The following is a 25796-nucleotide window of genomic DNA, read 5'->3' as shown; positions in this document are numbered from 1 at the left end:
GTTAAGGATCAGTCTTACTCGGTCACGTCGACATTGTCGAAGCGATGGATGCCCAATGGGTCCATCGTAAAGCCGGTTACGCGCTTGCTCATCGGCATGAACACCTTGGAATGGGCAAGGGTCAGGGCAGGTGCCTGTTCCTTGAACACAACCTGTGCCTGCTCATAGAGCTTGGTGCGTTCGGCAATATCCGAAGTGGTCTTGGCGTCCTGGATCAGCTTTTCAAAGTCTGGGTCACACCAGCTTGAATAGTTGGAAACCCCGATGGCCGAACAGGAGAACAGGGTGGCAAAGAAATTGTCCGGATCACCATTATCACCAGTCCAGCCGATCTGGAAGGCGCCGGGGCGATCCTTCTGCTTGCCGCGTTCGCGATATTCGGTCCATTCATACGAAACGATATTGGCTTTGACCCCAACCGCAGCCCAATCGGACTGGATGAGTTCTGCAACACGCTGCGCATTTGGATTGTAGGGACGGCTGACGGGCATGGCCCACAGGTCAAGCGTCAGATCCTTGACGCCAGCTTTTTCCAGCAGCGCCTTGGCGGCATCTGGATCATAGGCATCGTCTTTGACGTCGGTATTGTACGACCACATCGTCGGTGGGATCAGATTAACCGCTGGCTGCCCAGCACCCTGATAGACCGCATCAATGATCGCATCCTTGTTGATGGCCATGTTGAGCGCCTTGCGCACGTCAACATTATCCATCGGTGCGACCGTGGTGTTGTAGGACATGTAGCCGATATTCAGGCCTTCCTGCGACATCACGTTCAGATTGGGATCGGATTGCAGATCAGCAATATCGGCCGGATTTGGATAGGGCATGATATCGCATTCGCCAGCCTTGAGCTTTTGCACGCGAACTGCCGGGTCGGTAGTGATGGCAAAGATCAGATCATCAATGGCAACCTTGCCGCCCCAATAGTCGGGAAAGGCCTTGTAGCGGATAACCGCGTCGGTCTGGTAGTCGACAAACTCGAATGGACCCGTGCCGATCGGCTGGCTGGCCAGCAATTCCTCGGTGCCTGCAGCTTCAAGCTGGTCGGCATACTCCTTGGACATGATTGAGGCAAAATCCATACCCAGATTGGCCAGCATTGGTGCATTGGGCTCGGTAAGCGTGAACTTGACCGTCAGATCGTCGACCTTTTCGATGGATTTGAGATATTTGGGCATGTCCATGCCCTGGAAATAGTCCCAGCTGATGCCATCGAGATAATTGTAATAGGCGTTGTCTTCCTTCCACTGCCGCTCGAACGAGAAGATCACATCGTCAGCATTGAAATCGCGCGTCGGCGTGAAATAGGAAGTGGTATGAAATTTGACGCCGGGCCGCAGGTGGAAAGTATATTCCAGTCCGTCATCGGACACTTCCCAACTCTCTGCCAGAGCAGGCTCGATCGACGTGCCTCCGTGCTTGAATTCAACCAGACGGTTGTACATCGTGCGCGAGGAGGCATCGAAATCGTTGCCGCCGGTGGTTGGGCCGGGATCAAAATGGGCAGGGGAAGCTTCCGAACAATATACTAATTGCTTGGCTTGCGCAGCGCCCACGCTCAACGCCAGCACAGCGGTCGCCGCCAGCAGGCTCTTCATAAATGTCATGATTGTGTCTCCCAAACGAATGTGCGCCACGGTATTGCTCCGTGGCTTGGCCCCCAGCAAAGCGCTTTTTTGTTGGCAGCGCAATGGGCTTTTGACCAATTGGTCAATCTGTTAACCGCCGCGACCCCATGGATGCGCTTGACGGGGCGGACCCATGGTGCTCGAAATGTGCCATGACCCAGTCCATTGCCACCCTTGCCCTTATCGTTGCAAACTATGATGAGGCCATTGATTTTTATTGTGAAAAGCTCGGATTCTCCCTGATTGCCGATGTGGATCAGGGGCAGGACAGACGCTGGGTGCAGGTTGGGCCAATAGGTTCAGGTGCCCGCTTGCTGTTGGCCCGTGCCGAAACTGCCGAGCAACGCGCCGCTATCGGCAATCAAACCGGTGGTCGGGTCGCATTCTTTCTTGAGACCACCGATTTTGCCACCGATCATGCGCAAATGCTGTCGCAGGGTGTACGATTTCTCGAAGCGCCGCGGCACGAACCCTATGGCACGGTTGCCGTATTTGAAGATCTTTACGCCAACAAATGGGATCTGATTGAACCTAAGCACCAAGACTGACGTTTCCCTCTGGCAAGCGTCATTTCCCAAGGAGAAATTTTATGTCACGTCGCCCCCTCGGCCGATCAGAACTTGTTATCGAACCGCTGGTTTTGGGCGGCAATGTCTTTGGCTGGACCGTCGACCAAAACATGGGATTTAAAGTGCTCGATGCCTATGTCGATGAGGGTTTCACCGCCATCGATACTGCCGATGTTTACGGCAAGGGCAAGTCCGAAACCATGATCGGGGAATGGCTCAAGGCGCGCGGCAATCGCGAAAGCCTGCATATTTTCACCAAGCTCGGTGCAGAAATGGCGCCGGGCAAGTCCGGTCTCAAGGCTGACTACGTCAAACAGGCCGTTGAAGCCTCGCTCAAGCGGCTACAAACAGACTATGTTGACCTCTATCAGAGCCATAAACCCGATCCTGGCACGCCCCACGAAGAAACGCTTGAAGCGTTCGACGTCCTGATCCGCTCGGGCAAGGTCCGGGTGATCGGTTCATCCAATTTTACTGCCGAAATGATCAAGAAGGCCCATGATATTTCGGTCATCAAATCCCTGCCGCGCTATGAAACCGAGCAGCCCGAATATAATCTTTACGACCGCGAAAAATTCGAAGGACCCCTACAGCAACTCGCCATTGACGAGGAAATCGGGGTGCTTACCTATTTCAGTCTGGCGGCGGGTTTTCTGACGGGAAAATACCGCTCGGAGGATGATTTTGACAAAAGTCAGCGCGGTGCCCGCATGGAAAAATATCTCAATCCCAAAGGCTTTGCCCTTCTCAAGGCGCTCGACGATGTGGCCAAAGATCATGAAGCAACGCCAGCCGAAGTATCACTGGCCTGGCTTGTCGCCCAGCCCGGCGTCACCGCCCCCATCGCCTCGGCAACCTCAGTCGATCAGGTTAAGAGCCTCGCCAAAGGCGTGCGGCTCGAACTTGATGAAGCCGAACTGAAACGCCTGACCGACGCGGGTAAGTAAAGCTGGTGGGCGCTCTGATATGAGCGCCCCTCAAAATTCAGCCTACCATTCGAACGGCTCGATATTGTTGCGCGCGCCCATAAGGAACGCATCGGCGGTTAGCCGCAACGGTGCATCCTGCACGTCGCTTTCATGGTTTTCGAGCAATGCAGCAAACCGATCATAGATCCGCTCATATTCTTCCGATGGGGCTTCGACCACGATCTTGTCATTGACCTTGAGGATGCGTCCGCCCGATTCCAGTTTGAGCTGATCACCGCGAACGGTCTCGATGCTGATCGTCCACACTTCGCCGTTTTCCTCGAGCCAGTTGAACCCGGCGCTCATTATCGGCTGGTGAACCTGCCCCGATTTGAAAACGATCTCCGCGTCGATCGGGGTTTGCCGGTTGGCCGGAAAATTCAACTCGGCGCTTTTCACAAATACCGGGAACGGCATGATTTTGGTAAAGATCGAGAGCGCATTGATCCCCGGATCGCACACACCAAATCCGCCGGGCTCCCAAATCCAGTCCTGACCGGGATGCCATTTGCGCACACTTTCGCGCCAGTCGATCCGCACCGATTTGACCCCGTCGGACGCCAATATGTCGCGTGCCTTGTCGACCGCCGCATTATATTGGGAATGCCAGGTCTGAAACAGCACTCGGTCCTTGGCCTTGGCGTAGGCAACCAGGTCATCGAGTTCGGAGATCGTGGTGGTGGGTGGCTTCTCCATCATGACATCCATGCCCGCATCCAGTGCCTCACGCACCAAAGCGTGGCGCACGCCGGGTGGGGTGCAGACCGAGACCAGCTTGACCTCGGGCATGGCGGCATAAAGCTCGGCCGGGGTTTTGAATACTGGTGCATTGCCGTGCGCCACGCCGCGGCCCGAAACCGTGGCGGCCAGTTCAAAATCGTCCCCGCGATCAATCACCGGCAAATGCTGATCCTGAGCGATTTTGCCCACGCCGATGACGGCAATCTTCTTCTTGGCCATTTCCAACACCCTAAAAATTTGCCGGTTTTAGAACAGATTGGCGCTGAAAAGTGAAGCCGCTCTGCGCTAAATCAGACCACCGGTCCGACAGGCGGCTGCCAAAGCTCAATCGGATTGCCCTCGGGGTCGTGAATGCGGGCAAATCGACCGGTCTCGGGGGCGTCCCATTCGTCGGGGCGGGTTTCAACAGCAATGCCCGCACTTTCAAGTTGGCCAATCAGGCCATCCAGATCATCAACGCGGAAATTTATCATCCATTGCTTGGACGCCGGAAAATAATCGCTGTCTGCCGCAAAGGGCGAGAAAACCGTATAGCCCGCCTGCTGTTGCCAGAGGCCGGTAACACCAAGATGTTTTTCATACCAGCCTGCGAGCCCATCCTTGTCGGCGACGCGAAAAAACACCCCGCCAATTCCAACCGCCTTGGCCATGCTTGCCTCCTATCGAATGATGATCGCGCGGAAATCATTGACATTGGTACCGGTCGGCCCGGTGATCAGAAGGTCGCCGATCGCGGCAAATGCTGAGTAGGCATCATTATTGGCCAACGCCGCCAGCGGATCAATGCCGGCCGCCCGCATCCGGTTGGCGCTCTGGCCATCAACGAACGCCCCTGCATTGTCCTCGGACCCGTCGATCCCGTCCGTATCGGCAGCCAACGCGGTAATCCCGCTGGTGCCGTCAAGCCCGATGGCCAGCGACAACAGGAATTCGCCATTGCGCCCGCCGCGGCCCTTGCCGCGCAGCGTTACCGTGGTTTCACCGCCCGACAACAAGACAACTGGCTTGGCAAAAGGCTGATTGCGCAGGCTGACCTCGCGCGCCATGGCCGCATGAACCTGTGCGACGTCGCGCGCTTCCCCTTCAATAGAATCCGACAGGATCGCCGCTTCAATTCCCCTTTGTCGCGCCAGATTGGCCGCCTGCGACAGGGAAAGCGCTGCCGAGGCGATGGTGCGCACGCTGTGATTGTCAAACAGCGGATCGCCCGCCGTTGGCGCCAGATTGTCCTCGCCAGCCAGGATGCGCGCTGCTGGCACAGGCAGGTCAAGCCCGTAAAGCTCAACATACTTGCGCGCCAGTGCCCGATCTCCACTTTGGGCAATGGTTGGGCCCGATGCCACGACTGCCGGATCATCCCCCGGCACATCCGAAACCACGAGCGTTGCAACGCGTGCGGGTGCCGCCTGCTGGGCCAGCCGTCCCCCCTTGATGGTGGAAAACTGGTTGCGAACCAGATTCATGACTGAAATGGGAGCGCCCGAAGCCAACAGCGACTGGTTGATCGCCTGCTCGTCGGCCAGTGTCAGTCCCGGGGCGGGTGCTGGCAGCAGCGATGATCCGCCGCCTGAAATCAGCGCCACCACCAGATCATCCGGCCCGAGCCCCGAAACCTGTTCCATGATTCGCCGCGCCGCCAGAAATCCTGCTTCGTCGGGCACAGGGTGGGCCGCCTCGACAATTTCAATGCGCTCGCAGGCCTCGGCATACCCATAACGGGTCACAACCAGTCCGGTGATCGGACCATCCCAGGCCATTTCAAACGCCCGTGCCATCTGGGCTGAAGCCTTGCCGGCACCAATAACGACTGTCCGGCCTCTGGGCTGTGGCGGCAGATTTGTTTTGACCCCAAGGCTTGGTTGGGCCATGGCAACGGCGTGACTAAACAGCTCTTGGAGTAGGGGGCGATCCATAAATTTTCTTAGCGCTCTCGTGTTTTAGTGCCACTTTGGCTATGCCGTTCGTGGCTGTCCAGTCGTCAAAAATCTGACATGAGCGTAAGATAGGGCTGCGCTCTTGGGGGTATCTATGCCGGAACGTTTCGCAATTTACTATGCGCCAGCCACCACTCATCCGCTTTGGGACCGCGCGGCAAGCTGGTTGGGGCGCGACCCTGCAAACAAGGAACGCCACGATGGGCCGGTCGCCGGAATTGACCGCAACCGCCTGTTGAACCTGACCCAATCCGCCAGCCGCTACGGCTTTCATGCCACCATCAAGGCCCCGATGGCGCTGGCTTCGGGAGCAACCCGCGCCGATTTGCAGGCAGCGTTGGAGCGGTTTGCCAAAACCTACGCCCCTGTCGATCTTGGTCGGCTGCAAATTGGCGATCTGTCCGGCTTTCTGGCGCTGGTGCCTACCGATCCTGACGAGGCCATCAAGGATTTTGCCGCCACCGTCGTTGAGCAGTTTGAAATCTTTCGCGCCCCCCTTACCAACAAGGTCCGCGCCGCGCGGCTTGCCGATGGCCTGACCCCGCGTCAGGAGGAACTGCTCGACGCCTATGGCTATCCATATGCCTTTGAAGAATTTCAGTTTCACATGACCCTGACCGACAGACTTGCCCCCGCCGAGCGAGCTGATATTGCCGCCGCCGCCAACACCTGGTTTGCCCCCGAGCTCGAAGCCCCACTGCAGTTGGATCGGTTGGCGCTTTACCACGAAGCCGACAGCGGCAGCATGTTCACCCGTATTGCCGATTTTCCACTCCAGGGCGCTAACTGATGCCAACTGAAACTGCTTTTTACAACGCCCGCATTGTTACCGCCGACACCGTAATCGAAGGCGGGCTTGGTCTGGAAAACGGCATGATTGATGTTTTGGGTGCCGGTGTCGGCACCCACGGTTTTGATCTGGAAGGCGACTTTCTCATTCCCGGCCTGGTCGAATTGCATACCGACCATCTGGAAAATCACTATCGCCCCCGACCGGGCGTCTTCTGGGATCCAATGGCGGCGCTACAGGCCCATGATGGCCAGATTGCCGCCTCCGGTATCACCACCGTTTTCGATGCAGTGCGCATTGGCTCTGATGTCGATCTGCCCGATATGGGGGTGCACGTGGAGCGTCTGGTCAACGCCATTCGCACCGGCCGCGATCAGGACCGGCTGCGCGTCGATCATTTCATCCATTTGCGCTGCGAATTGCCCAGCCACGATGTGCTCGAGCAATTCGAGGCCTATGTCGATCACGATCTGACCCGGCTGGCCTCGGTCATGGACCACACCCCGGGCCAGCGCCAGTTTCAGTCGCTTGATGATTATCGGCGCTTTTACAAGGACAAGATGGGCCGCACCGAAGCGGAACTAAACCGATATCTTGATGCCCGGCAGGCCGAACACAAGCGCTATTCTGCGCCCAACCGGGCCGCTATTGTGCGTCGCGCCGCCGAACTGGGGTTGGCACTGGCCAGTCATGACGATGCCAATCTGGCCCATGTCGAGCAGGCGGTTGGCGACGGCGTTGCCATTGCCGAATTTCCCACGACGCTGGAGGCGGCCGCCGCCGCCCATGATGCTGGTCTCGCCATTTTGATGGGCGCGCCAAACGTGGTGCGCGGTGGCTCCCATTCGGGCAATGTTTCGGCCACCGATCTGGTGCGGGCCGGGCTTCTGGATGTGCTTAGCTCCGACTATGTGCCCTTTGCCCTGTTGCAGGCTGCGTTCCTTTTGCCATCGCGGGTCGAGGACATGAGCCTGCCCGCTGCGCTGGCAATGGTTACTGCCAACCCCGCCCAGGCGGCAGGGCTAGTGGACCGGGGCGAAATCGCTGTCGGCAAACGAGCCGACTTGGTGCGGGTACGGGTTATTGACGGTATGCCTGTGGTGCGCGGCGTCTGGCGACAGGGCAGACGGGTTAGCTGAGTATGGGGCAGGAGCCGGGGACATTGGTGCTTATTGTCGGTGCTTCGGGCGCCGGCAAGGATACCTTGATCAATGGTGCCCGCGACGCGCTCGTTGCCGACAGGCGCTTTAGTTTTGCCAGGCGTCTTGTGACCCGCCCCGCCGATCAGACGCTTGAGGATCACGAAACGCTTGATGAGGCTGGCTTCAGGGAACTCGAAGAGGCAGGGCGGTTGGCCTTTTCCTGGCAGGCCCATGGCTTGCGCTATGGCCTGCCGCTCAGCGTCAACACTGATCTGGCTTTGGGCAAGGTGGTCATTGCCAATGGATCGCGACAAACCTTGCCGCAGGCCATCACGACCTTCCCTCGCTGTGTGGTCATGCTGATCACCGCCGAAATTTCGCTGCGTGCCAAGCGCCTGGCCGGGCGCGGCCGCGAGGATCATGCGCAGATCGCCGCGCGGTTGGCCCGCGAAACCCGACCGCTACCCGACGATGTGGTGCCCATTGTCATTGATAATTCGGGCACGCCAACCTTTGGAATTACCCGGTTGGTTCTGGCTCTGCGCCAGGTCGCGGATCACCATTCTGCCTGACTGCCAAGGTGAACCGTTTGGGCGCTGGCGCGTTGAATATAATCAGTCAAATGCGTCAGGATATCCAATGAACCGAAACAGTCTTTACCTGCTCATCACCCTTCTGGTGGTGGTCGTCATCGGCTTTGCCATCTATACCTATCAGCAGCAGACCCGCCCAGGGGTCGAGGTTCGTGTGGATGAACAGGGAATTTCCATAGATGGCAACGGGTAGCCGAATTCAGGGAGGTGATGTGGTCAAACAGATCGCCGCCATCATCAATCAGGAATTGAGCCGACAGGGGCATCCCATCGGGGGGCTTGATGTTGCCCAATTGGCACGCGCAATCGTATCGGCCATGCCTTCAAAGCTTGGCAGTATTGGTCCGGTGTCAGAGGGTAAACACCCCACCGAGCTCAACGCCACCAATGACGATTGATCTCCTGCAGGCTCTGCGGGTCGGTCATTTACCAATCGGGCACGGACCCGATGACGCCGCACTGCGGTCCAACGGGACTTGAACAGATTGGGAAATGGAGGCGGGCCGACTATGCCCGCCCGTATTACGCCGCATCCAGATCATTCTGCCGCATCGCCTCGCTGGCGGCAATCCGGGCATTCTCGACACTATTGTATGTATGGCCATCTATGGCGAAGGCCGGCAGTTTAACAGCGAGAAATCTATATCCCGCCTCGTCGGCCACGACGACCCCGAGCGGCTCGCCTCCGACTTCTATCACAATGGGCTTTTGGACCTTGGTCCTGTCAAAAGTACGTTCTTGCATTGGTGGGAACTCCACTTGCGCGCTGGGTCCGATCAATCGTGCCGACATTTGTCATGGCAGTTTCGGTCAACGCGGGGATTTTATCGATCTTGTGAGACAAACGAGTGACGAGCGGTCACATTCGTTTAGAGCGACAAATCCCTAGCCATTTACTGGCAATAAGCAGGTCCGCTACGCGTACGTTCTGGCACCCGGTTCGGATAGTGAAGTTATTCGATGATGTCATCTTCAGTCCTCTCCTTCGGGTTGAACGAATTGCATCGGGTGTGATTCCGACGCACTGGCAAGATAGGCGAGTGGGGCCACGATTACCAGCGCACAGAACCCTTATCGGGCAAAATAATTGACAAATATTACCCAACTTTCGTCGCATTCTGGATTTCGACACTGTGGATTTATGGCGCTCAATGAACCGGCCGCCGAATCGACATGTTGAATATTGGCGTAAATTCTGCTGTTGATGGCCAATGGAAACGATAACATAGGCCGATCAAGGCTTGTTTGGGAGATCGAGTGGCGTGACAGAAAATGAAACCGCACCGCGCCCCAGGCGCGGCGCCAAGCCATCCGGTCGGCCAACACTGAAAACCATCGCTCAAATGACCGGGCTTGCCACCACCACCATCTCCCGGGCGCTCAATAACGCCCCTGAACTGGCCCAGGAAACCCGCGACCGCATTCAAAAGATTGCCGCCGAAATCGGCTATGTTCCCGATCGCACGGCGTTAAGGCTCAAGACCGGCCGCACCAATGTCATCACATTGGTCCTGGCCCCGGACGAGGAAATCTTTGGCTTTGGCGCTTCACTGGTCAATGGGCTGTCGCTCGCCATGCGCGATACCACCTACCACCTGGTGGTGACCCCCCATTTCCGCAACATCGCGCCCATCGAGCCCATCCGCCATATCGTGCATAATCGTCTTGCCGATGGCGTGGTTTTTTCCAAGACCGAGCCGTTTGATGAGCGCGTGAAATTCCTGCAGGAATACAATTTCCCTTTCATCACTCACGGGCGCACCGATTGGCCTGAGCAGCACGCTTATGTCGATTTTGACAATCAGGCCTTTGCCCAAAGGGCAGTTCAACGTCTGGCCGAACGCGGCGCCACCAAAGTCTCTATCGTCCTGCCTGATAGTTCGCTCACCTATAGCCAGCATTTGCGCAACGGCTTGGAAACGGCTGCTGCCGAGGCCGGGCTTGCCTGGGAAGTTGCCGCCGACGTCAATCTGGACAGCTCCGCCGACGCCATTCGCGACTACGTCATCCGTCGGCGCCGCCGCCCCGATGCCCCTGATGGGTTTGTCTGCTGCAGTGAAGTTTCAGCGCTCTCCGTCCTTGCCGGTCTCACCGAAAGCGGTCTTGTGGTCGGGCAAAACTGCTTTGTCGTCACCAAACAGTCCTCCCCGCTTTTTACCCAGTTCCGCCCGGACGCTGAAACCGTGTTCGAGGACTTCACTGCTGCTGGCGAACGTCTCGGTCTTTTGCTGTTACGCCTGATCAACGGTGAACCTGCCGACACGCTGCAACATCTGGAGCATCCCGATTTCGAATTTTCCGATCCCCCATAAAAACAGGCGCCCCGCAGGACGCCCGTTAAACTTTATCGACGCTTGTCTAGCGGCGCTTTTTGTCGATCTGATGATAGGCGCGCCGCGAGTGAAACTCGCAATAGGGCTTTCCCTCATCCGAATGCTGCCCGCAGAAATAGAAGTCCTTGGTCAGCGGATCACCAATCGGCCATTTGCAGGTCTCTTCATTGAGCTGCAGCAGGCTCAAACGCTTGTCTTCGGGAATAAAAATTTCCTGCACCGCCGGAGCAACATAACGCTCGGTTTCATATTCGGCATCCGCTGCCAGCGCCGTTGCGCCAACGCTTTGGGTGCGCATGCTCGAAACAGTGCGCTGCTTGCCAGCCATGCCCCCGCCCATTGAGCCGGAACTGGATGGGCTCGCCACACGTCGCGGCGCTGTCCGCGCTGCCGGTCGTGACCGTGGGGTTGAATTGGTGGGCTTGGCGCGCGCCGACAGTTTAAGCCGGTGCACCTTGCCAATGACCGCGTTGCGCGTCACGCCCTGACCTAACTCACCTGCAATCTGGCTGGCGCTCAAACCATCCATCCAGAGCTTTTTCAGGATTTCGACGCGCTCATCAGTCCAGCCCGAAGTTTGTGCTTCCGCTACCATCGCCAAAACAGAGTCCCTCATCGTTCTGCCAACTTGGAATTGGCAGTTTAAGTAATCGCTACGGATCGTATGTTGAGCGGGTCCGCCACACGAGATATCGTGTCCCCAACACCAATGATCTTACGCTATCGGTGGAATCGGGATCAAGAGTCCCCCCAAAATATCCCCCGGAAATCCCTTGGTTAATTTTCCTTTAATAGAAGATGAGTCAAATCAGTCACTTGCCGGGAGAACATTGACTTGTCGGCCCGATTTGACCTAATTACCGGGCTGAACGCGCCGCCAAAAGTAGCGCGTTTTTGGTTTTTCGGGTGGCACTGTCGCCATTCGGCCATTCGATTGCGATTTATTTGCAACACTAACGATAGGGATGCACTCCAATGTCGGCGCTTTATGGCACATATGCCCGGTCCGAACTCGCTTTTGAGCGGGGCGAAGGCATGCGCCTGTTCTCTCAGGATGGCACCGCCTATCTCGATTTCCATTCCGGCATCGCCGTCAATGCGCTGGGGTATAATGACCCGCATCTGACTGCAGCGCTGCACGCGGCCGCCGACAAGGTCTGGCACACCTCGAATGTCTTCACTATTCCCGAGCAGGAACGTCTGGGCCAGCGACTGGTCGACGCCACCTTTGCCGACAAGGTGTTCTTCACCAATTCTGGCGCTGAGGCACTCGAATGCGCCATCAAGACCGCCCGGCACTACTACTTTGCCAAAGGTCAGCCGGAAAAATTCGAGATCATCGCCTTTACCGGCTCCTTCCATGGCCGCACTCTGGGCACCATTGCTGCGGGTGGCAACGCTGGCTACACCGAAGGCTTCGGCCCGGTTGCCCAGGGCTTCAAACATGTCGCCCCCGGTGATCTTGAGGCGGTAAAAGCCCAGATCACGCCTCAGACCTGCGCAATTCTGATCGAGCCGGTGCAGGGTGAAGGCGGTGCAACGTCGCTACCCGCTGAATATATGCAGGGGCTGCGGGCGCTGTGCGACGAAAACGACATGCTGCTGATCCTGGATGAAGTGCAGTGCGGCTATGGCCGTACCGGGCGCTTTTTTGCCTATGAGTGGAGCGATATCGAACCCGATATCATGGCTATTGCCAAGGCGCTCGGCGGCGGATTCCCCATCGGGGCGTGTCTTGCCAGAAGCGAAGTCGCCGCGTCGATGGTGCCGGGCACCCACGGCTCAACCTATGGCGGCAATCCACTGGGGACGGCAGTGGCCAATGCGGTTTTGGATCGCATTCTGGCCCCCGGATTTCTAGATCACGTCAATCAGATGGGTCAAAAGCTGGCCTGGCACCTGCAACAATTGATGCAGAGCTACCCCCAATTCGTCACCGAAACGCGTGGCAAGGGCCTGCTCGCCGGCATCAAGATCACGCCGCCAGTACGCGATTTCGTGGCACGGCTGCGCGATGATCACCAATTGTTGGCTATTGGGGCGGGCGAAAATGTTCTGCGCCTGCTGCCGCCCTTGATTGTGACGGAAGCCGAGATTGTCGAGGCCATGGAAAAACTGGCCGCCGCCTTTGACGCTATCGAAGCCGAGGCCATTGCTGCCCCCGCTGTCGACTGACTTTCACTTTCATCACCTCGGATAACCAGAACCGGACCCAAGCCAATGACCGGCCAGCCTAGACATTTTCTCTCGATCGACGACTTCGACTATGCCGAATTGCGCGCTATGCTCACGACCGCAGCATCGCTGAAATCCCGGCTCAAACAGGGCGACCGCCCCAAGCCATTGGCCGAAAAAGTCCTGGCGATGATCTTTGAACGCCAATCGACCCGCACCCGCGTCAGCTTTGATGTCGGCATGCGCCAATTGGGCGGTGAGACCGTTATGCTCTCCGGACAGGAAATGCAGCTCAGTCGCGAGGAGACCCTGTCGGACACCGCCAAGGTGCTCAGCCGCTATGTCGATGCGATCATGATCCGCATCCTGTCCCACGCCGATTTGCTCGAATTGGCTGGCGGAGCCAGTGTGCCTGTGATCAACGGGTTGACGCGCCGCGCTCATCCCTGCCAGATCATGGCGGACCTCATGACGTTCGAGGAGCATCGGGGGCCCATCAAGGGCGCCAAGGTGGCCTGGGTTGGCGATAGTAATAATGTGCTGCATTCCTGGGTTAATGCCGCCGAACTTTTCGAGTGCCAGCTGACCATCGCCACGCCCGAGGAATATAGTCCGGAAAAGGACTTGATGGACGACATCCGTCGCGCCGGCGATATGGTTCGGCTGATCCAGGACCCACGCGAAGCAGTCGAAGGCGCCGATCTTGTCATCACCGATACCTGGGTATCAATGGGCGATGTGGATATTGCCGAGCGCCGCCGGGTCTTGAAACCCTATCAGGTCAACACCAGTTTGATGGCCTTGGCCGACAAAAACGCTCTTTTCATGCATGACCTGCCCGCTCATCGCGGTGACGAGGTAACTGATGAGGTGATCGACGGTCCTCAATCGGTCGTGTGGGATGAAGCCGAAAACCGCCTTCACGCACAAAAGGCTGTGTTGTGCTGGGCCTTCGGGGCGGACGTCAACTAGACTGATCCCCTGACAGAACGCATGGGCAAGTGCCTCTGATTTTCCCAACTGGGAAATCGGGGGCGATTGCGCGTTTGCCGTCGGCCTGCGAAACTATTGTAATTTTACGCCGGACCTGAGTGCCATGACTGACAATATGATGACTGCCCTGGGCCTTGATCGTCCCGAAACCGGCGACGACGCAGTTGTCCCTTTCACGCTCGATCAACTTGATACGCGCGGACGCGCCGTCCGGTTTGGCGATGCGCTCGATACCATTCTGAGCCGCCATGATTATCCCGCTCTTGTTGCCCGGCTACTGGGCGAAGCAGTTGCACTGGCGGCCCTGATCGGCTCCTCGCTCAAGTTCGAAGGGCGTTTCATTCTCCAGACCCAGACCGATGGCCCGGTCAATCTGATCGTTGTGGATTTTGACGCGCCCGACGGGCTGCGCGGCTATGCCCGTTTCGATCAGGACGCATTGGTGGCAGCTGCCGAAGCGGGCAGAACCACGCCGGGCGAACTTCTGGGCAAAGGCCATCTGGCCATGACCATTGATCAGGGCGAACATACCGAACGTTATCAAGGCATCGTGGCGCTCGATGGCAATTCGCTTGAAGAAGTGGCTCACACCTATTTTGTCCAGTCAGAACAGATCCCCACCATGGTTCGACTGACCGTTGCCGAATTCACGCGCAAAGGCGATGAACGACCCCATTGGCGCGCCGGTGGCGTACTGATCCAGCATCTACCCGACCATGGCGAGTCGGTGGTGCGCGATTTGCCCGGCGATGGCGACCTGGATAATTCAGACAAAGAGGAAGCCGATAGCTGGACCCAGGCCAAGGCCCTTCTGGCAACGCTGGAAGACGTTGAATTGGCGGACCCGGACCTTTCGCCCGAAAGATTGCTATTCCGCCTCTATCATGAAACCGGCGTGCGGGTTTTTCCGCCTCTGCCCATGGTTGAGCGCTGCACCTGTTCGGCGGACCGGATCGAGGACATGCTGGCCACCAGCTTTACCGATGCAGATCGCGATGAAATGGCAGTCGATGGGGAAATCGAGGTGGTCTGCGAGTTTTGTTCGACCGCCTACCACTTCAGCCCGCACCATTTCTCCATCAAGCATTGATGTAAATTGCCAAAGTGGGCTCGGCTGGTAAACATCGAATTAATACAATTTGTTAGTGACGCCCAACTTTGCAATTAAAGGCAATTGCCGACCGTTGACGGATACGTCAACCTCACCGCACTTGTTTGGGGGAGCGGGCGGTTGATTATCATTGGCATCAAGGCGCTAGGTTGCTGTAAGCGCACATCAAAGGCGATAGGACTATTGCGACCGTTGCATGTCGCAGCACACTGATCTGATACGCGCTGTTCTGCGCGAAAAGTGTCCCTCTCACGACGATGCGCTTTGTGTGTTGGAAACGGCCCTGTCGCTCGAGCAGGACCCGCTGGATTATTGCGCCATCACATTGGGCGTGGGGCAGGCACCAACGCTGGAGCGCTGCGCCAATTGGGCCGGGCTGGCTCATTTTGATGTGGTGCCCCGCCAGATGCAGGGCAACTACGCGCCCGTCCGGCTTGAGGCGCTGGCGGATGTGCGCGCCTTCAAGATCAGGCTTCTGGATCGCGACGTGCTGTTTTGCGCACCGCAGTTTTTTGAACTTGCACGGTTGCAATTGCTAGTGCAGGCCCAGCCAAAGTTGGCGCGCCGCTTGTGCCTTGTGCCCGCCAATGCGCTCCGCCGCTTTTTGGTTGAGGCCTCTGCCGAACACCTCTTGACCGAAGCTCGACAGGGATTGGCGCGGCATTGGCCAATGGCCAGTGCCAATCTTGAGCTGACGACTCCAGCGCGGCTGACCTTTGTTGCTGGCCTGTTTGCGACCGTGACACTGGTGCTGATATCCTCGTTTTTTCAATCAGCGGTGCTTTTCCCCGTGGTCGCATTGCTGTTGGCATTGCCTGCCGCTATCCGTCTGGCGAGCGTCCTTACGTACCGAAAACCCGCGCTGGCCCACCCCGAGCAACGCCCGCCGGACGAAGAATTGCCGGTCTACTCGGTGTTGATCCCACTTCGCGATGAAGCACACATGGTGCCCCAACTGGTTGCAGCCATGCTGGCACTGGACTATCCCCACGCTCGCCTCGATATCAAGTTCGTGGTGGAGGCTCGTGGCAGGGACACGGTGGACGCCATCCAACCGGTGCTGGACCGGCCACAGTTTACCCTCATCGAAGTGCCTCACGCCGCGCCTCTGACCAAGCCCAAAGCGCTCGACTATGCCCTGCCGCTGGCGCGCGGCGAGTTTGTTGTGGTGTTTGACGCCGAAGACACACCATCTCCCGATCAGCTTTGGCGCACCGCGCTGCTGTTCCGCGACAATCCCGACGTGCACTGCATTCAGGCAGAACTGATCGTCGACAATGCCGCAGAATCCCCGCTCACCAGCCTGTTCGCCGGCGAATATGCCGGACTTTTCGGTGTGCAATTGCCAGCACTGGCGCGTTGGCGTCTGCCCATACCCCTGGGTGGAACCTCCAACCATTTCCGCCTGTCGTCGCTGCGACGCCTGGGCGGCTGGGATCCTTACAATGTCACAGAAGATGCCGATCTCGGTGTCCGTCTGGCCCGCTCACGACATCGCGTTGAAACGCTCGCCGTCGGCACACTCGAAGAATCCCCACCCAATTGCACACCTGGCTGGCCCAGCGGACCCGATGGATGAAAGGCTGGATGCAGACCTTTGTGGTGCACAACCGTCGACCGCATCACTTGCGTCGCGATTTGGGCTGGGGCAATTTCATCGCCTTTGAAGCCATGGTCGGCGGCATGATCCTGTCGCCCCTGCTCCACAGCGCTTACATTATCGCCACATTGACGCGTCTTTTTATGGGATTGCCGTTCTCCGCCGATTTCGATCACCCCTGGCACGCCGTCTATCTGCTAGTCATCATTCTTGGCTACGCCGCGCCCCTGATCCAGACCTGGGTTGGACTCATCCGCCTCGGCCACGTTCGCCTGTTGATCCCACAACTGCTGTTGCCGCTCTATTGGATATTTGTTTCCTGGGCCACGCTCCGCGCCATCTACGAACTGCTAGACCGGCCTTTCTATTGGGCTAAAACCCGCCACCGCGTCGTGCCCGCAAAGCGGCAGACCTCGCTTGTTTCGATCCTTAATCGCCCCAATGCTGCTTCCCGGCGCTGGCGATCTTTTCATCGACGCAAGGATCGAAAATACTAGCCTGCACGTTTGCATGCTTTAAGACTCTGAATAGCAGTGAAATGCCGGAGCCCAATTATGACCACCGACCAACTGCTGTCCTTTTCTGTCATTATCGTCATGATGCTCGTCTTCATCTGGGGCAAGGTGCGCTACGACATTGTCGCAGCGGGCGCGCTGCTGGTGGCCATCGGTGTGGGTATTGTCAAACCGGAGCATGCGTTTTCCGGCTTTTCCGACGATATCGTCATCATCGTGGGCAGCGCCTTGCTGGTTAGCGCAGCGGTTTCCCGCTCCGGCATCATGGAAGTGATCATCCAGCGCTTCGCCCCCAACCTTACCCATCCCCGCGTTCAACTGATCGCGCTGGTCCTGGTGGTCACTGTGCTCTCGGCCTTCGTCAAGAATATCGGCGCGCTCGCCATCATGATCCCCATCGCCTTTCAAATGGCGCGAAAATCCAAGGTTTCGCCCTCCTTGTTCCTGATGCCGATGTCGTTCGGCTCGCTGCTTGGCGGCTTGATGACACAGGTGGGCACCTCGCCCAACATTATCGTTTCGCGCGTGCGCTACGAACTGACCGGTGAGACTTTCTCCATGTTTGACTTCACCCCCGTTGGCGGCGTTCTGGCCATCGTCGGGGTCGCTGTGTTGGCCGTGAGTTACAAATTACTGCCCGAACGCGAGCGCGAAGACAGTTCGATTGATGAAGCCATAAAGATCAAGAACTACACCACCGAAGCCCAGGTGGTTGCTGAATCCGCCGTGCTCGACAAGACCGTTGGCGAATTGCAAAAATTAGGCGGCGGTCAGGCCATGATTACCGCAATTCTTGGCGAAAATGGCCGTCGCCGCACCCCATTGCCCGACGCCATCCTGCGCGATGGCGATATTTTAATGCTGGAAGGCGAACCTGAGGCACTTGATAAGCTGGTCGGGCAGGGCGGCCTCAGCCTCTCGGATCGCAAGGTCGATATGGTGACGCCTGCCGATGATATCGGCACCGTCGAGGCAATTGTTGGAAAATCCTCTGCCCTGATCGGGCTGAGCGCGCAGGATCTGACGCTTTTTGATCGAACCGGGGTCAATATTCTGGCCATCAGCCGCCGCGACATCCGCTTCACCAAGCGTCTGGGCGAGATTCAGCTACAAAACGGCGACGTTCTGCTGTTGCGCGGTAACATGAACTATCTGCCAAACCTTTTGCGCCAATGGGACTGCTTGCCGCTGGCCGAACGCAAACTGCAGTTGGGCAGCGTTCGCAATGGTTTGATTCCGGTTGGCATTCTGGCGGTTGCCATGGCCCTGACAGCCTTCGGGATTGTGCCGGTGGCGGTAGCCTTTTTTGGTGCCGCCACACTCATGGTCCTGACACGCTCCATACCGCTGCGCGAAGCTTATACCCACCTCGATGCCCCAATTCTGGTCATGCTGGCGGCCCTTATTCCCGTTTCGGAAAGCTTGCAAACCACCGGGGGTACCGAACTCATTGCTGACTGGTTGTCGGGGCTGGCGAGTACGCTGCCGCCCTACGGAGCCCTGGCGCTCATCATGGTCGCGGCCATGGCGGTCACGCCATTTCTCAACAATGCCGCAACTGTTCTGGTGATGGCCCCGATTGCGGCAACTTTCGCCACAACGCTGGGCTTCCGGCCTGAAGCCTTCCTGATGGCCGTTGCCATTGGCGCTGGCTGTGATTTCCTCACCCCGATTGGCCACCAGTGCAACACCATGGTCATGGGGCCTGGCGGCTATCGATTTGGCGACTATTGGCGCCTGGGCCTGCCGCTTTCGATCATCGTGGTGCTGGTAGGCGTGCCGATGTTGCTGCTGGTGTGGCCACTGTCCTAAGCGCTCAGCATGGTCTTGATGATCAGCCCCACAATGGCGACGGCCCCAACACCACCGATCCACAGCAGGACAAACCAGCCGAGGCGCCGATAAAGCGGTGTCTCGGCCATCAGTGATAGCCTTCTTCAGGGTCGATCTTGCCGCGGAACACCCAATAGGCATAACCGGTATAGGCCAGAATGATCGGCACCAGTACCACCGCGCCGACCAGCAAAAAGCTCAGCGAGCTGTCGGGTGCCGCCGCTTCATAGATGGTCAGCGCGCCGGGCACGATATAGGGATAAAAGCTGATCCCGATCCCGGCAAAGCTCAGAACGAACAACCCCAATGCGGCCAGAAATGGCTGCAGATTTTTGCCGGTGGTCAGACCGTGCCAAAGCGCAAAGGCGCAAACAGCCAGCAGCAGCGGGACGAAGGCAGAAAAGAAAGCCGTCGGCCAGCCAAACCAGCGGGCAAAATAGATCTCGCGAATAAAGGGCGTCCACAGGCTGACGATGCCGATCATGATCAAGGTAGCAACGCCAGCGATCATGGCGTGGCGCCTTGCTTTGGCCTGCAATGGACCGCTGGTCTTGAGATTGAGCCAGCAGGCGCCCAAAAGGGCATAGCCAAAAACAACGGCCACCCCGGTCAGGACGCTGAACGGGGTCAGCCAATCCCACCAGCCGCCGCTATATTGCCTGCCGGTAACCGAAATACCCTGCACCAACGCGCCCAATGCTATCCCCTGGGTAAAGGCTGCAAGGGTTGAACCGGCGGCAAAGCCGACGTCCCATACGGGCCGCCAGCGCTCGGTACGCCAACGGAACTCAAACGCCACACCGCGAAAGATCAAGCCCAGCAACATGGCAATGATCGGCATATAAAGCGCTGGCATGATGGTGGCGTACGCCAGCGGAAATACCGCCATCAAGCCGCCGCCGCCCAACACCAACCAGGTTTCATTGCCGTCCCAGACCGGGGCGATTGAATTGGTCATCACGTCCCGGTCGTGTTTTTCGGGAAACAGCGGAAACAGGATGCCGATGCCCAGATCAAAGCCGTCGAGCACCACATAGGCCAAAACCGAAAAGGCAATGATGCCAGCCCAGACAAACGCCAGATCAATGGCCATTTTTCGGCTCCATCCTTGATGATTGCGCCGGTCCGGGCGTAATGCCCGCTGCCCGGTTCGGCGCTTTTTCAAGCTCATGATCATCGGTTTGCGGCGTGCGGCGCATCAGGCGCAACAGATAGAAAACCCCGGCGCCAAAGACGACGAAATAGACAATGATGAAGGCGATGAGCGATGTGCCCACTGCCGGAGCATCAACATTGGAAAGGCTATCGGAGGTGCGCAGCAAACCATAGATTGTGTAGGGTTGCCGCCCCACTTCGGTCGTGTACCAACCAGCCAGAACTGCGACAAATCCTGAGGGGCCCATCAAGATGGCGGCGCGATGCAGCCACACATTGTCATAAAGACGCCCTCGCCAGCGCAGCCACAATGACCACAGTCCCAGACACAGCATCAGGAAGCCAAGTCCGACCATGACGCGGAAGGTGATAAAGGGAATGAGAGCGGGCGGGCGATCGGTCTTGGCCCATTCCTTGAGCCCCTTGATCTCACCTTCGGGATCATGGGTCAGGATCAGCGACCCGAGCTTGGGTATCTCAATGGCGAAATCGGTTGTTTCGGTCTCGTCATTGGGAATGCCGAACAGGATGAGCGGCGCGCCCGACTGGGTTTCATAGTGTCCTTCCATGGCCGCGATCTTGGCTGGCTGGTGCTCGAGCGTATTGAGCCCATGGGCGTCGCCAGCCACGATTTGCAGGGGTGTCACCAGTGCTGCCATCCACATCGCCATCGAAAACATGATGCGCGCCTGCCGATTGGTCCTGTCCGCGAGCAGGTGGTAGGCCCCCACCGCGCCTACGGCAAATGCGGTGGTCAGAAAAGCGGCCAGAACCGTGTGGACCAGGCGATAGGGAAAGGAGGGATTGAAAATGATCGCCCACCAGTCAGCAGGCACATATTGCCCGTTTTCTGCAATGGTATAGCCAGCCGGTGTCTGCATCCAGCTGTTGGCGGAAATGATCCAGGTCGCTGAAACCAGCGTCCCCAGCGCCACCATGAGCGTTGCGAAAAAATGCAGTCTGTCGCCGACGCGCTTGCGCCCGAACAACATGATCCCCAAAAAGCCCGCTTCGAGGAAAAATGCTGTCAGCACTTCATAGCCCATCAACGGACCGATGACCGCGCCAGCCTTGTCCGAGAATGTCGCCCAGTTGGTGCCGAACTGGTAGCTGATGACAATGCCCGAGACCACGCCCATGCCGAACGTTACGGCAAATATGGTCTTCCAGTAATCAAACAGGCGCAGGTATGCACCGTCCTTTTTCCAGAGATAGAGAAAGTTGAGATACGCCAGAAAGGCGGCCGTACCGATGGAAAATGCCGGGAAGATAAAGTGGAATGAAATGGTGAACGCAAACTGCAGTCGCGCCAGAATTTCGGCGCTCATTCCCATGAACATGCTCATATTCCTTCACGCAATGGCGCACTTGGCCTTCCGATAGCGCCATAGGTAGGCCTGCTGGAGGTGAATAAGACCATGGCCATTTGGCGCGCGTCACTTTGTCAGTGCGGCATTAGGGCCGGGATGCGGCCTAAAATCAAGGTGTCGGCGCGGCCATTTTCGAGGGCAATCCTCCCGGATTGCGGAATGCACGGGCGCCGCTTCGCATTCGGCCCTTGACAGGCAAGTTCATTAGTTGCAAATGATTTGCAAATGCAGATTAGGAAAATTGATTGATGGATGAACGCGCTCCCAAAACATTCACCGGCTGGAGCCGTGGTGGTGGTGAATCCTCGCTATCGGACGTCAATCGGTCGATTCCGGTCAAGGGCATGGCATCCAAATGGCGCCGCGCCGCTGCTTTTGTCGGGCCGGGGTACCTTGTTGCCGTCGGCTATATGGACCCCGGCAATTGGGCGACTTCGCTGGCCGGTGGATCAAAATTTGGCTATGCGCTGCTAACGGTCGCGTTAATTTCCAACATCATGGCCATCGTGCTGCAGGCCCTGTGCGCGCGTCTGGCCATCGCTTCGGGTCGTGACCTGGCGCAAGCCTGCCGCGATGCCTTTCCCAAGCCCGTGGCCTATGCACTGTGGTTTCTCGCCGAAATTGCCATTATTGCTACCGACATTGCTGAGGTCATTGGTACCGCCATCGGGCTCAACCTGCTGTTTGGCATTCCGCTCGAATTGGGCGTTCTGATCACCGCACTTGATGTGTTTCTGATCCTTTACCTGCAAAAGCTCGGCTTTCGCTGGGTTGAAGCGCTGGTCGTGGCGCTATTGGCCATCACCGCCGCCTGCTTTTTCGTCCAGATTGCTTTGGCCGATCCCAATTGGGGTGAGGTGATCCGCGGCTTTGCCCCGACCACGGAAATCGTTACCAATCCCGAAATGCTCTATCTGGCGCTCGGCATATTGGGCGCCACGGTCATGCCACATAATCTATATTTGCACTCCGGCATCGTGCAGACCCGTGATTATGGCAATAGCTTGCCCGAAAAGCGCGAAGCACTCAAATTCGCCACCATCGATTCAACGGTGGCGCTGATGTTCGCACTTTGCATCAATGCCTCCATCCTGATTTTGGCGGCGGCGACCTTCCACGTCGCCGGGCAAACTGATATCGCCGAGCTTGAGCAGGTTCATTCGCTATTGGCACCGGCCCTCGGTTTGGCAATCGCGCCGACCCTGTTTGGTGTCGCTTTGCTGGCCTGCGGCATCAATTCGACGGTTACCGCAACGCTTGCCGGTCAGATCGTGATGGAAGGATTTCTCGATATCAAACTGGCGCCATGGCTGCGGCGTCTGATCACCCGCGCCATTGCCATCGTGCCCGCTGCCGCCGTCACCATCTGGTATGGCCAGTCCGGCACCGCACATTTGCTGATCCTGACTCAGGTGGTACTCAGCTTGCAACTCTCGTTCGCGGTGTTTCCGCTGGTCATGTTTACCGCTGACAAAAAGAAAATGGGCGCAATGGTCGCGCCCAAATGGCTGATAGCCTTCTCGGTCGCCATTGCGATTATCATCGCCGTGCTCAACCTCAAACTTATGTATGATTTCTTTACGATTGGCTGACCAACCGTTGCGCGCCAGGTCAATGCCCGGCGCCGCGCCCTTTCCAGCCCAATAGCCGCATGGCATTGGCCGTCACCAGCACTGTGGCTCCGGTATCGGCCAGAATGGCCGGCCACAGCCCTGTAATTCCCAGGATAGTCGTCACCAGAAACAATCCCTTAAGACCCAGCGCAATGGTGATGTTCTGCGAAATATTGGCCATGGTGGCGCGCGACAGCCCCATCATGTTGGCAATGTCGGTCACCCGACCGTGCAACACCGCAGCATCGGCCGTTTCAAGCGCAACGTCCGTGCCACCACCCATGGCGATCCCGATGTCTGCCGCCGCCAGCGCCGGTGCGTCATTAATGCCGTCCCCGACCTTGGCGACCATTTTTCCGCTGGCTCGCAACGAACCTACAATTGCCTGCTTGTCCTCTGGCATCAGTTCGGCGCGCGCTTCAATACCCAACTGAGCACCAATGGCGCTGGCGGTCCGGGCATTGTCGCCGGTGAGCATCACAACTTCGGCGCCCATCTCCCGGATAGCCAACAACCCTTCCGCCGCATCGGCACGCGGTTCGTCGCGCATGGCGATGATCCCGGCAATTTGGCCAGAAGCCACCAGCACCGAAACCGATTTCCCCGCATCATTAAAGCTGGCGATCTGCTGCGCCAGTTCGGCGCTCAATTCGGCCAATTCCTTGGCGGCGCGCGGCGAACCCAGAAACAGTTCAATCCCGTCAACCGAACCCACAACGCCCTTGCCGCCAACCGCGCCCGCATCGCTAACCGGGGCAGGGGTCAGCCCCTCCCGGGTCGCCTCGGCCAGAATAGCGCTTGCCAGCGGATGGTTGGAGCCCATCTCCAGCGCCGCCGCCAGCGCCAGAACCTCCTTGGCGCTTCGCGACCCGGCAATAATATCGGTCACCTGAGGCTTACCCGCCGTCAGGGTACCGGTCTTGTCCAGTGCCACCATGTTGATCTTGCCCAATTGCTCGAGCACGGCACCACCCTTCATCAAGAGGCCCTGCCGTGCCCCCGCTGACAATGCCGCCGCAATGGCAGCGGGTGTTGAGATGACCAGCGCACAGGGACACCCGATCAAGAGGATCGCCAATCCCTTGTAAATCCACTCGTCCCACGCCGCACCCGTCACCAGCGGCGGCACAATGGCAATCAACACCGCCACGACCATGACGCCCGGCGTGTAATAGCGCGAAAACCGGTCAATGAACCGCTCGGTCGGCGCCTTGGATTCCTGCGCTTCCTCAACCAGTGCAATGATCCGGGCAATGGTATTGTCGGCCGCCGCCGCCGTCACTCGAATGCGCAAAGCGCCATTTTGATTGACCGTACCGGCAAACACCTTGTCATCGACCTGCTTTTGCTGCGGCACCGACTCCCCGGTCACTGGGGCCTCATCGATTGCGCTTTGGCCCGAAATGATGATGCCGTCGGCCGCGATCCGGTCGCCGGGCCGCACCAGAATGACATCGTCGAGCCCCAGCACTTCGGCCGGCACCTGGCGGGTCTCGCCGTCAACTTCGCGCAAGGCAACCTTGGGCACCAGCGTTGCCAGGGCCTTGATGCTGGCCCGGGCCCGGCCGGTTGCAACGCCTTCAAGCAATTCTCCGATCAGGAACAACAGCACCACAATCGCCGCTTCCTGCGCGGCATTGATGAAAACCGCGCCAATCGCAGCAACGCTCATCAGTGTTTCAATTGAAAATGGGCTGCCGTTGATCGCGCTGGAATAAGCGCGCCGTGCGATGGGCACAAGCCCCACCAGCATCGCAATGATGAACGCCCATTGATCCAGCTGGGGTGCCAATTGCCCGGTTGTAAAGGCGACAATGACCGCCAGTCCGCTCAACGCCGTTAGTCGGGCCTTGCCGGTGCGCCACCAGGGAGTGTCTCCGCCATCATGGTCTTGGTCTTGGCCGTGCATGGCGGAAAACCCATGTTCATCGGCCGCCGCAGATTTGTCGTCCGCCCCGCCCGTTGCCACGGGTGCCGAAACTTCGGCGGCACCATACCCGAGACTTTTGACCTTGTTGACAATGTCCGATGGCGCGGTTTCATTGGCATGCTCAACCGTCATCGTGCCGGAAACCACGGAAATATTGACTTCATTGACCCCGGCGATCCGGCGGGTCGCGGTGTCGATCTTTTTGGCGCAGCCGGCGCAATCCATGCCTTCGATACGAAAACGGGTGGTTATGGCTGCGCTCATCTCAGGCTCCTTGAATTATCAAGCAAAACGCTACATCCTATAGCCACTATAGGAGCAAGCAGAAAATGCAGATTGATTTTGCCATCGGCGAAGTGGCCCGCCAGAGCGGGGTCAAAGTGCCCACCATCCGCTATTACGAACAGATCGGACTTCTGCCGACCCCAGCCCGCACCACCAACAATCGTCGCATCTATGACCAGGACGATCTCAACCGGCTGACGTTCATTCGTCACGCCCGCGAACTGGGTTTTGAGGTCGACGCCATCCGCACATTGCTGGCTCTGCAGGACCAGCCGCAGCGTTCCTGCCAGCAGGCCGATACCATCGCCAAGGCGCGCCTCATCGATGTTGAACAGCGCATCGCCAGCTTGAATGCCCTGAAGGCCGAACTCGAGCGTATGGTTTTGGGATGTTCGCATGGCCGCGTTGAAGATTGCCGCGTTATTGAAATTCTTGCTGACCATGGCCAATGCCGCCACCACCAGCACGCCGCCGCATGACATTTTGACGGCGCTCACTCATAGTGATGGAAAACG

Annotated in this window: 25 protein-coding genes; 16 read left to right on the top strand and 9 right to left on the bottom strand. The window is 58.0% G+C overall.

Annotated features, from left to right (window positions below; translation table 11 throughout):
- Nucleotides 1-14 precede the first annotated feature (14 nt).
- Nucleotides 15-1610, bottom strand: a complete 1596-nt coding sequence (locus tag PSQ90_RS06175) for an ABC transporter substrate-binding protein (protein WP_282212535.1) — start codon at nt 1608-1610, stop codon at nt 15-17.
- A gap of 173 nt (nt 1611-1783) precedes the next feature.
- Between PSQ90_RS06175 and PSQ90_RS06170 the strand changes: the two genes are divergently transcribed.
- Nucleotides 1784-2179 (top strand): VOC family protein, encoded by a 396-nt coding sequence (locus tag PSQ90_RS06170; protein WP_282212534.1) that lies wholly within the window; start codon nt 1784-1786, stop codon nt 2177-2179.
- Nucleotides 2180-2220: 41 nt separating this feature from the next.
- Nucleotides 2221-3147, top strand: a complete 927-nt coding sequence (locus PSQ90_RS06165; protein WP_282212533.1) for an aldo/keto reductase — start codon at nt 2221-2223, stop codon at nt 3145-3147.
- Nucleotides 3148-3189: 42 nt separating this feature from the next.
- Here PSQ90_RS06165 and PSQ90_RS06160 read toward each other — a convergent pair whose 3' ends face one another.
- The 3 genes from PSQ90_RS06160 to PSQ90_RS06150 form a co-directional block, all read right to left on the bottom strand.
- On the bottom strand, nt 3190-4128 hold the full coding sequence (locus tag PSQ90_RS06160; protein ID WP_282212532.1) for a Gfo/Idh/MocA family protein: 939 nt from the start codon (nt 4126-4128) through the stop codon (nt 3190-3192).
- Between the two features lie 71 nt (nt 4129-4199).
- Nucleotides 4200-4559: a VOC family protein gene (locus PSQ90_RS06155; RefSeq protein WP_282212531.1), complete on the bottom strand. Its 360-nt coding sequence runs from the start codon at nt 4557-4559 to the stop codon at nt 4200-4202.
- Nucleotides 4560-4568: 9 nt separating this feature from the next.
- Nucleotides 4569-5822 carry a glycerate kinase type-2 family protein gene (locus PSQ90_RS06150; protein ID WP_282212530.1) on the bottom strand — a complete coding sequence of 418 codons (1254 nt, stop codon included), beginning with the start codon at nt 5820-5822 and terminating at the stop codon, nt 4569-4571.
- A gap of 115 nt (nt 5823-5937) precedes the next feature.
- Between PSQ90_RS06150 and PSQ90_RS06145 the strand changes: the two genes are divergently transcribed.
- From PSQ90_RS06145 to PSQ90_RS06125, 5 genes are all read left to right on the top strand, one after another.
- Nucleotides 5938-6633: a DUF1045 domain-containing protein gene (locus tag PSQ90_RS06145; protein ID WP_282212529.1), complete on the top strand. Its 696-nt coding sequence runs from the start codon at nt 5938-5940 to the stop codon at nt 6631-6633.
- Entirely contained in the window at nt 6633-7772 is a 1140-nt protein-coding gene (locus PSQ90_RS06140) for an alpha-D-ribose 1-methylphosphonate 5-triphosphate diphosphatase (RefSeq protein WP_282212528.1), read from the top strand. The genes PSQ90_RS06145 and PSQ90_RS06140 overlap by 1 nt, the downstream gene beginning before the upstream one ends.
- A gap of 26 nt (nt 7773-7798) precedes the next feature.
- Nucleotides 7799-8347 (top strand): phosphonate metabolism protein/1,5-bisphosphokinase (PRPP-forming) PhnN, encoded by a 549-nt coding sequence (gene phnN, locus PSQ90_RS06135; RefSeq protein ID WP_282212998.1) that lies wholly within the window; start codon nt 7799-7801, stop codon nt 8345-8347.
- 67 nt (nt 8348-8414) lie between these two features.
- Nucleotides 8415-8561: a hypothetical protein gene (locus PSQ90_RS06130; RefSeq protein ID WP_282212527.1), complete on the top strand. Its 147-nt coding sequence runs from the start codon at nt 8415-8417 to the stop codon at nt 8559-8561.
- Nucleotides 8548-8766 carry a hypothetical protein gene (locus PSQ90_RS06125; RefSeq protein WP_282212526.1) on the top strand — a complete coding sequence of 73 codons (219 nt, stop codon included), beginning with the start codon at nt 8548-8550 and terminating at the stop codon, nt 8764-8766. Before PSQ90_RS06130 ends, PSQ90_RS06125 begins: the two co-directional genes overlap by 14 nt.
- A 124-nt stretch (nt 8767-8890) precedes the next feature.
- Here PSQ90_RS06125 and PSQ90_RS06120 read toward each other — a convergent pair whose 3' ends face one another.
- Nucleotides 8891-9112, bottom strand: coding sequence for a hypothetical protein (locus tag PSQ90_RS06120; protein WP_282212525.1), 222 nt, complete (start codon nt 9110-9112; stop codon nt 8891-8893).
- Between the two features lie 518 nt (nt 9113-9630).
- On the opposite strand from PSQ90_RS06120, the gene PSQ90_RS06115 reads away from it, so the two are divergent.
- Entirely contained in the window at nt 9631-10680 is a 1050-nt protein-coding gene (locus PSQ90_RS06115; RefSeq protein WP_282212524.1) for a LacI family transcriptional regulator, read from the top strand.
- 46 nt (nt 10681-10726) lie between these two features.
- Here PSQ90_RS06115 and PSQ90_RS06110 read toward each other — a convergent pair whose 3' ends face one another.
- A complete protein-coding gene (locus PSQ90_RS06110; protein WP_282212523.1) occupies nt 10727-11317 on the bottom strand; it encodes a GcrA family cell cycle regulator in 591 nt (196 codons plus the stop codon).
- A 359-nt stretch (nt 11318-11676) separates the two neighbouring features.
- Here PSQ90_RS06110 and PSQ90_RS06105 point away from each other — a divergent pair, with 359 nt between their 5' ends.
- The 6 genes from PSQ90_RS06105 to PSQ90_RS06080 all read left to right on the top strand — a co-directional run bounded on the left by PSQ90_RS06105 (nt 11677) and on the right by PSQ90_RS06080 (nt 18907).
- Nucleotides 11677-12876 carry an aspartate aminotransferase family protein gene (locus tag PSQ90_RS06105; protein ID WP_282212522.1) on the top strand — a complete coding sequence of 400 codons (1200 nt, stop codon included), beginning with the start codon at nt 11677-11679 and terminating at the stop codon, nt 12874-12876.
- A gap of 45 nt (nt 12877-12921) precedes the next feature.
- Complete coding sequence (gene argF / locus PSQ90_RS06100; protein WP_282212521.1) at nt 12922-13848, top strand: ornithine carbamoyltransferase; 927 nt, start codon at nt 12922-12924, stop codon at nt 13846-13848.
- A 124-nt stretch (nt 13849-13972) separates the two neighbouring features.
- Complete coding sequence (locus PSQ90_RS06095; protein WP_282212520.1) at nt 13973-14959, top strand: Hsp33 family molecular chaperone; 987 nt, start codon at nt 13973-13975, stop codon at nt 14957-14959.
- A 217-nt stretch (nt 14960-15176) separates the two neighbouring features.
- Complete coding sequence (locus tag PSQ90_RS06090) at nt 15177-16559, top strand: glycosyltransferase (RefSeq protein ID WP_282212519.1); 1383 nt, start codon at nt 15177-15179, stop codon at nt 16557-16559.
- Entirely contained in the window at nt 16556-17077 is a 522-nt protein-coding gene (locus PSQ90_RS06085) for a hypothetical protein (protein ID WP_282212518.1), read from the top strand. The genes PSQ90_RS06090 and PSQ90_RS06085 overlap by 4 nt, the downstream gene beginning before the upstream one ends.
- A gap of 57 nt (nt 17078-17134) precedes the next feature.
- Nucleotides 17135-18907 carry an SLC13 family permease gene (locus PSQ90_RS06080; RefSeq protein ID WP_282212517.1) on the top strand — a complete coding sequence of 591 codons (1773 nt, stop codon included), beginning with the start codon at nt 17135-17137 and terminating at the stop codon, nt 18905-18907.
- A gap of 109 nt (nt 18908-19016) precedes the next feature.
- On the opposite strand, the gene cydB is transcribed toward PSQ90_RS06080, so the two are convergent.
- Nucleotides 19017-20021, bottom strand: coding sequence for a cytochrome d ubiquinol oxidase subunit II (gene cydB, locus PSQ90_RS06075; protein WP_282212516.1), 1005 nt, complete (start codon nt 20019-20021; stop codon nt 19017-19019).
- A complete protein-coding gene (locus tag PSQ90_RS06070) occupies nt 20011-21423 on the bottom strand; it encodes a cytochrome ubiquinol oxidase subunit I (protein WP_282212515.1) in 1413 nt (470 codons plus the stop codon). Before PSQ90_RS06070 ends, cydB begins: the two co-directional genes overlap by 11 nt.
- A 278-nt stretch (nt 21424-21701) precedes the next feature.
- On the opposite strand from PSQ90_RS06070, the gene PSQ90_RS06065 reads away from it, so the two are divergent.
- Entirely contained in the window at nt 21702-23045 is a 1344-nt protein-coding gene (locus tag PSQ90_RS06065) for an Nramp family divalent metal transporter (RefSeq protein WP_282212514.1), read from the top strand.
- 19 nt (nt 23046-23064) lie between these two features.
- Here PSQ90_RS06065 and PSQ90_RS06060 read toward each other — a convergent pair whose 3' ends face one another.
- The gene (locus PSQ90_RS06060; protein ID WP_282212513.1) at nt 23065-25260 is read right to left on the bottom strand and encodes a heavy metal translocating P-type ATPase; all 2196 of its coding nucleotides are present in this window, start codon (nt 25258-25260) and stop codon (nt 23065-23067) included.
- A gap of 65 nt (nt 25261-25325) precedes the next feature.
- Between PSQ90_RS06060 and PSQ90_RS06055 the strand changes: the two genes are divergently transcribed.
- Nucleotides 25326-25760, top strand: a complete 435-nt coding sequence (locus tag PSQ90_RS06055) for a MerR family transcriptional regulator (RefSeq protein WP_282212512.1) — start codon at nt 25326-25328, stop codon at nt 25758-25760.
- The last annotated feature ends 36 nt before the right edge of the window (nt 25761-25796 follow it).

Origin of the sequence: Devosia rhodophyticola (assembly GCF_028816475.1) — a bacterium.
Taxonomy (GTDB): Bacteria; Pseudomonadota; Alphaproteobacteria; order Rhizobiales; family Devosiaceae; genus Devosia; species Devosia rhodophyticola.
This window is presented reverse-complemented; position numbering and strand designations above follow the sequence as displayed.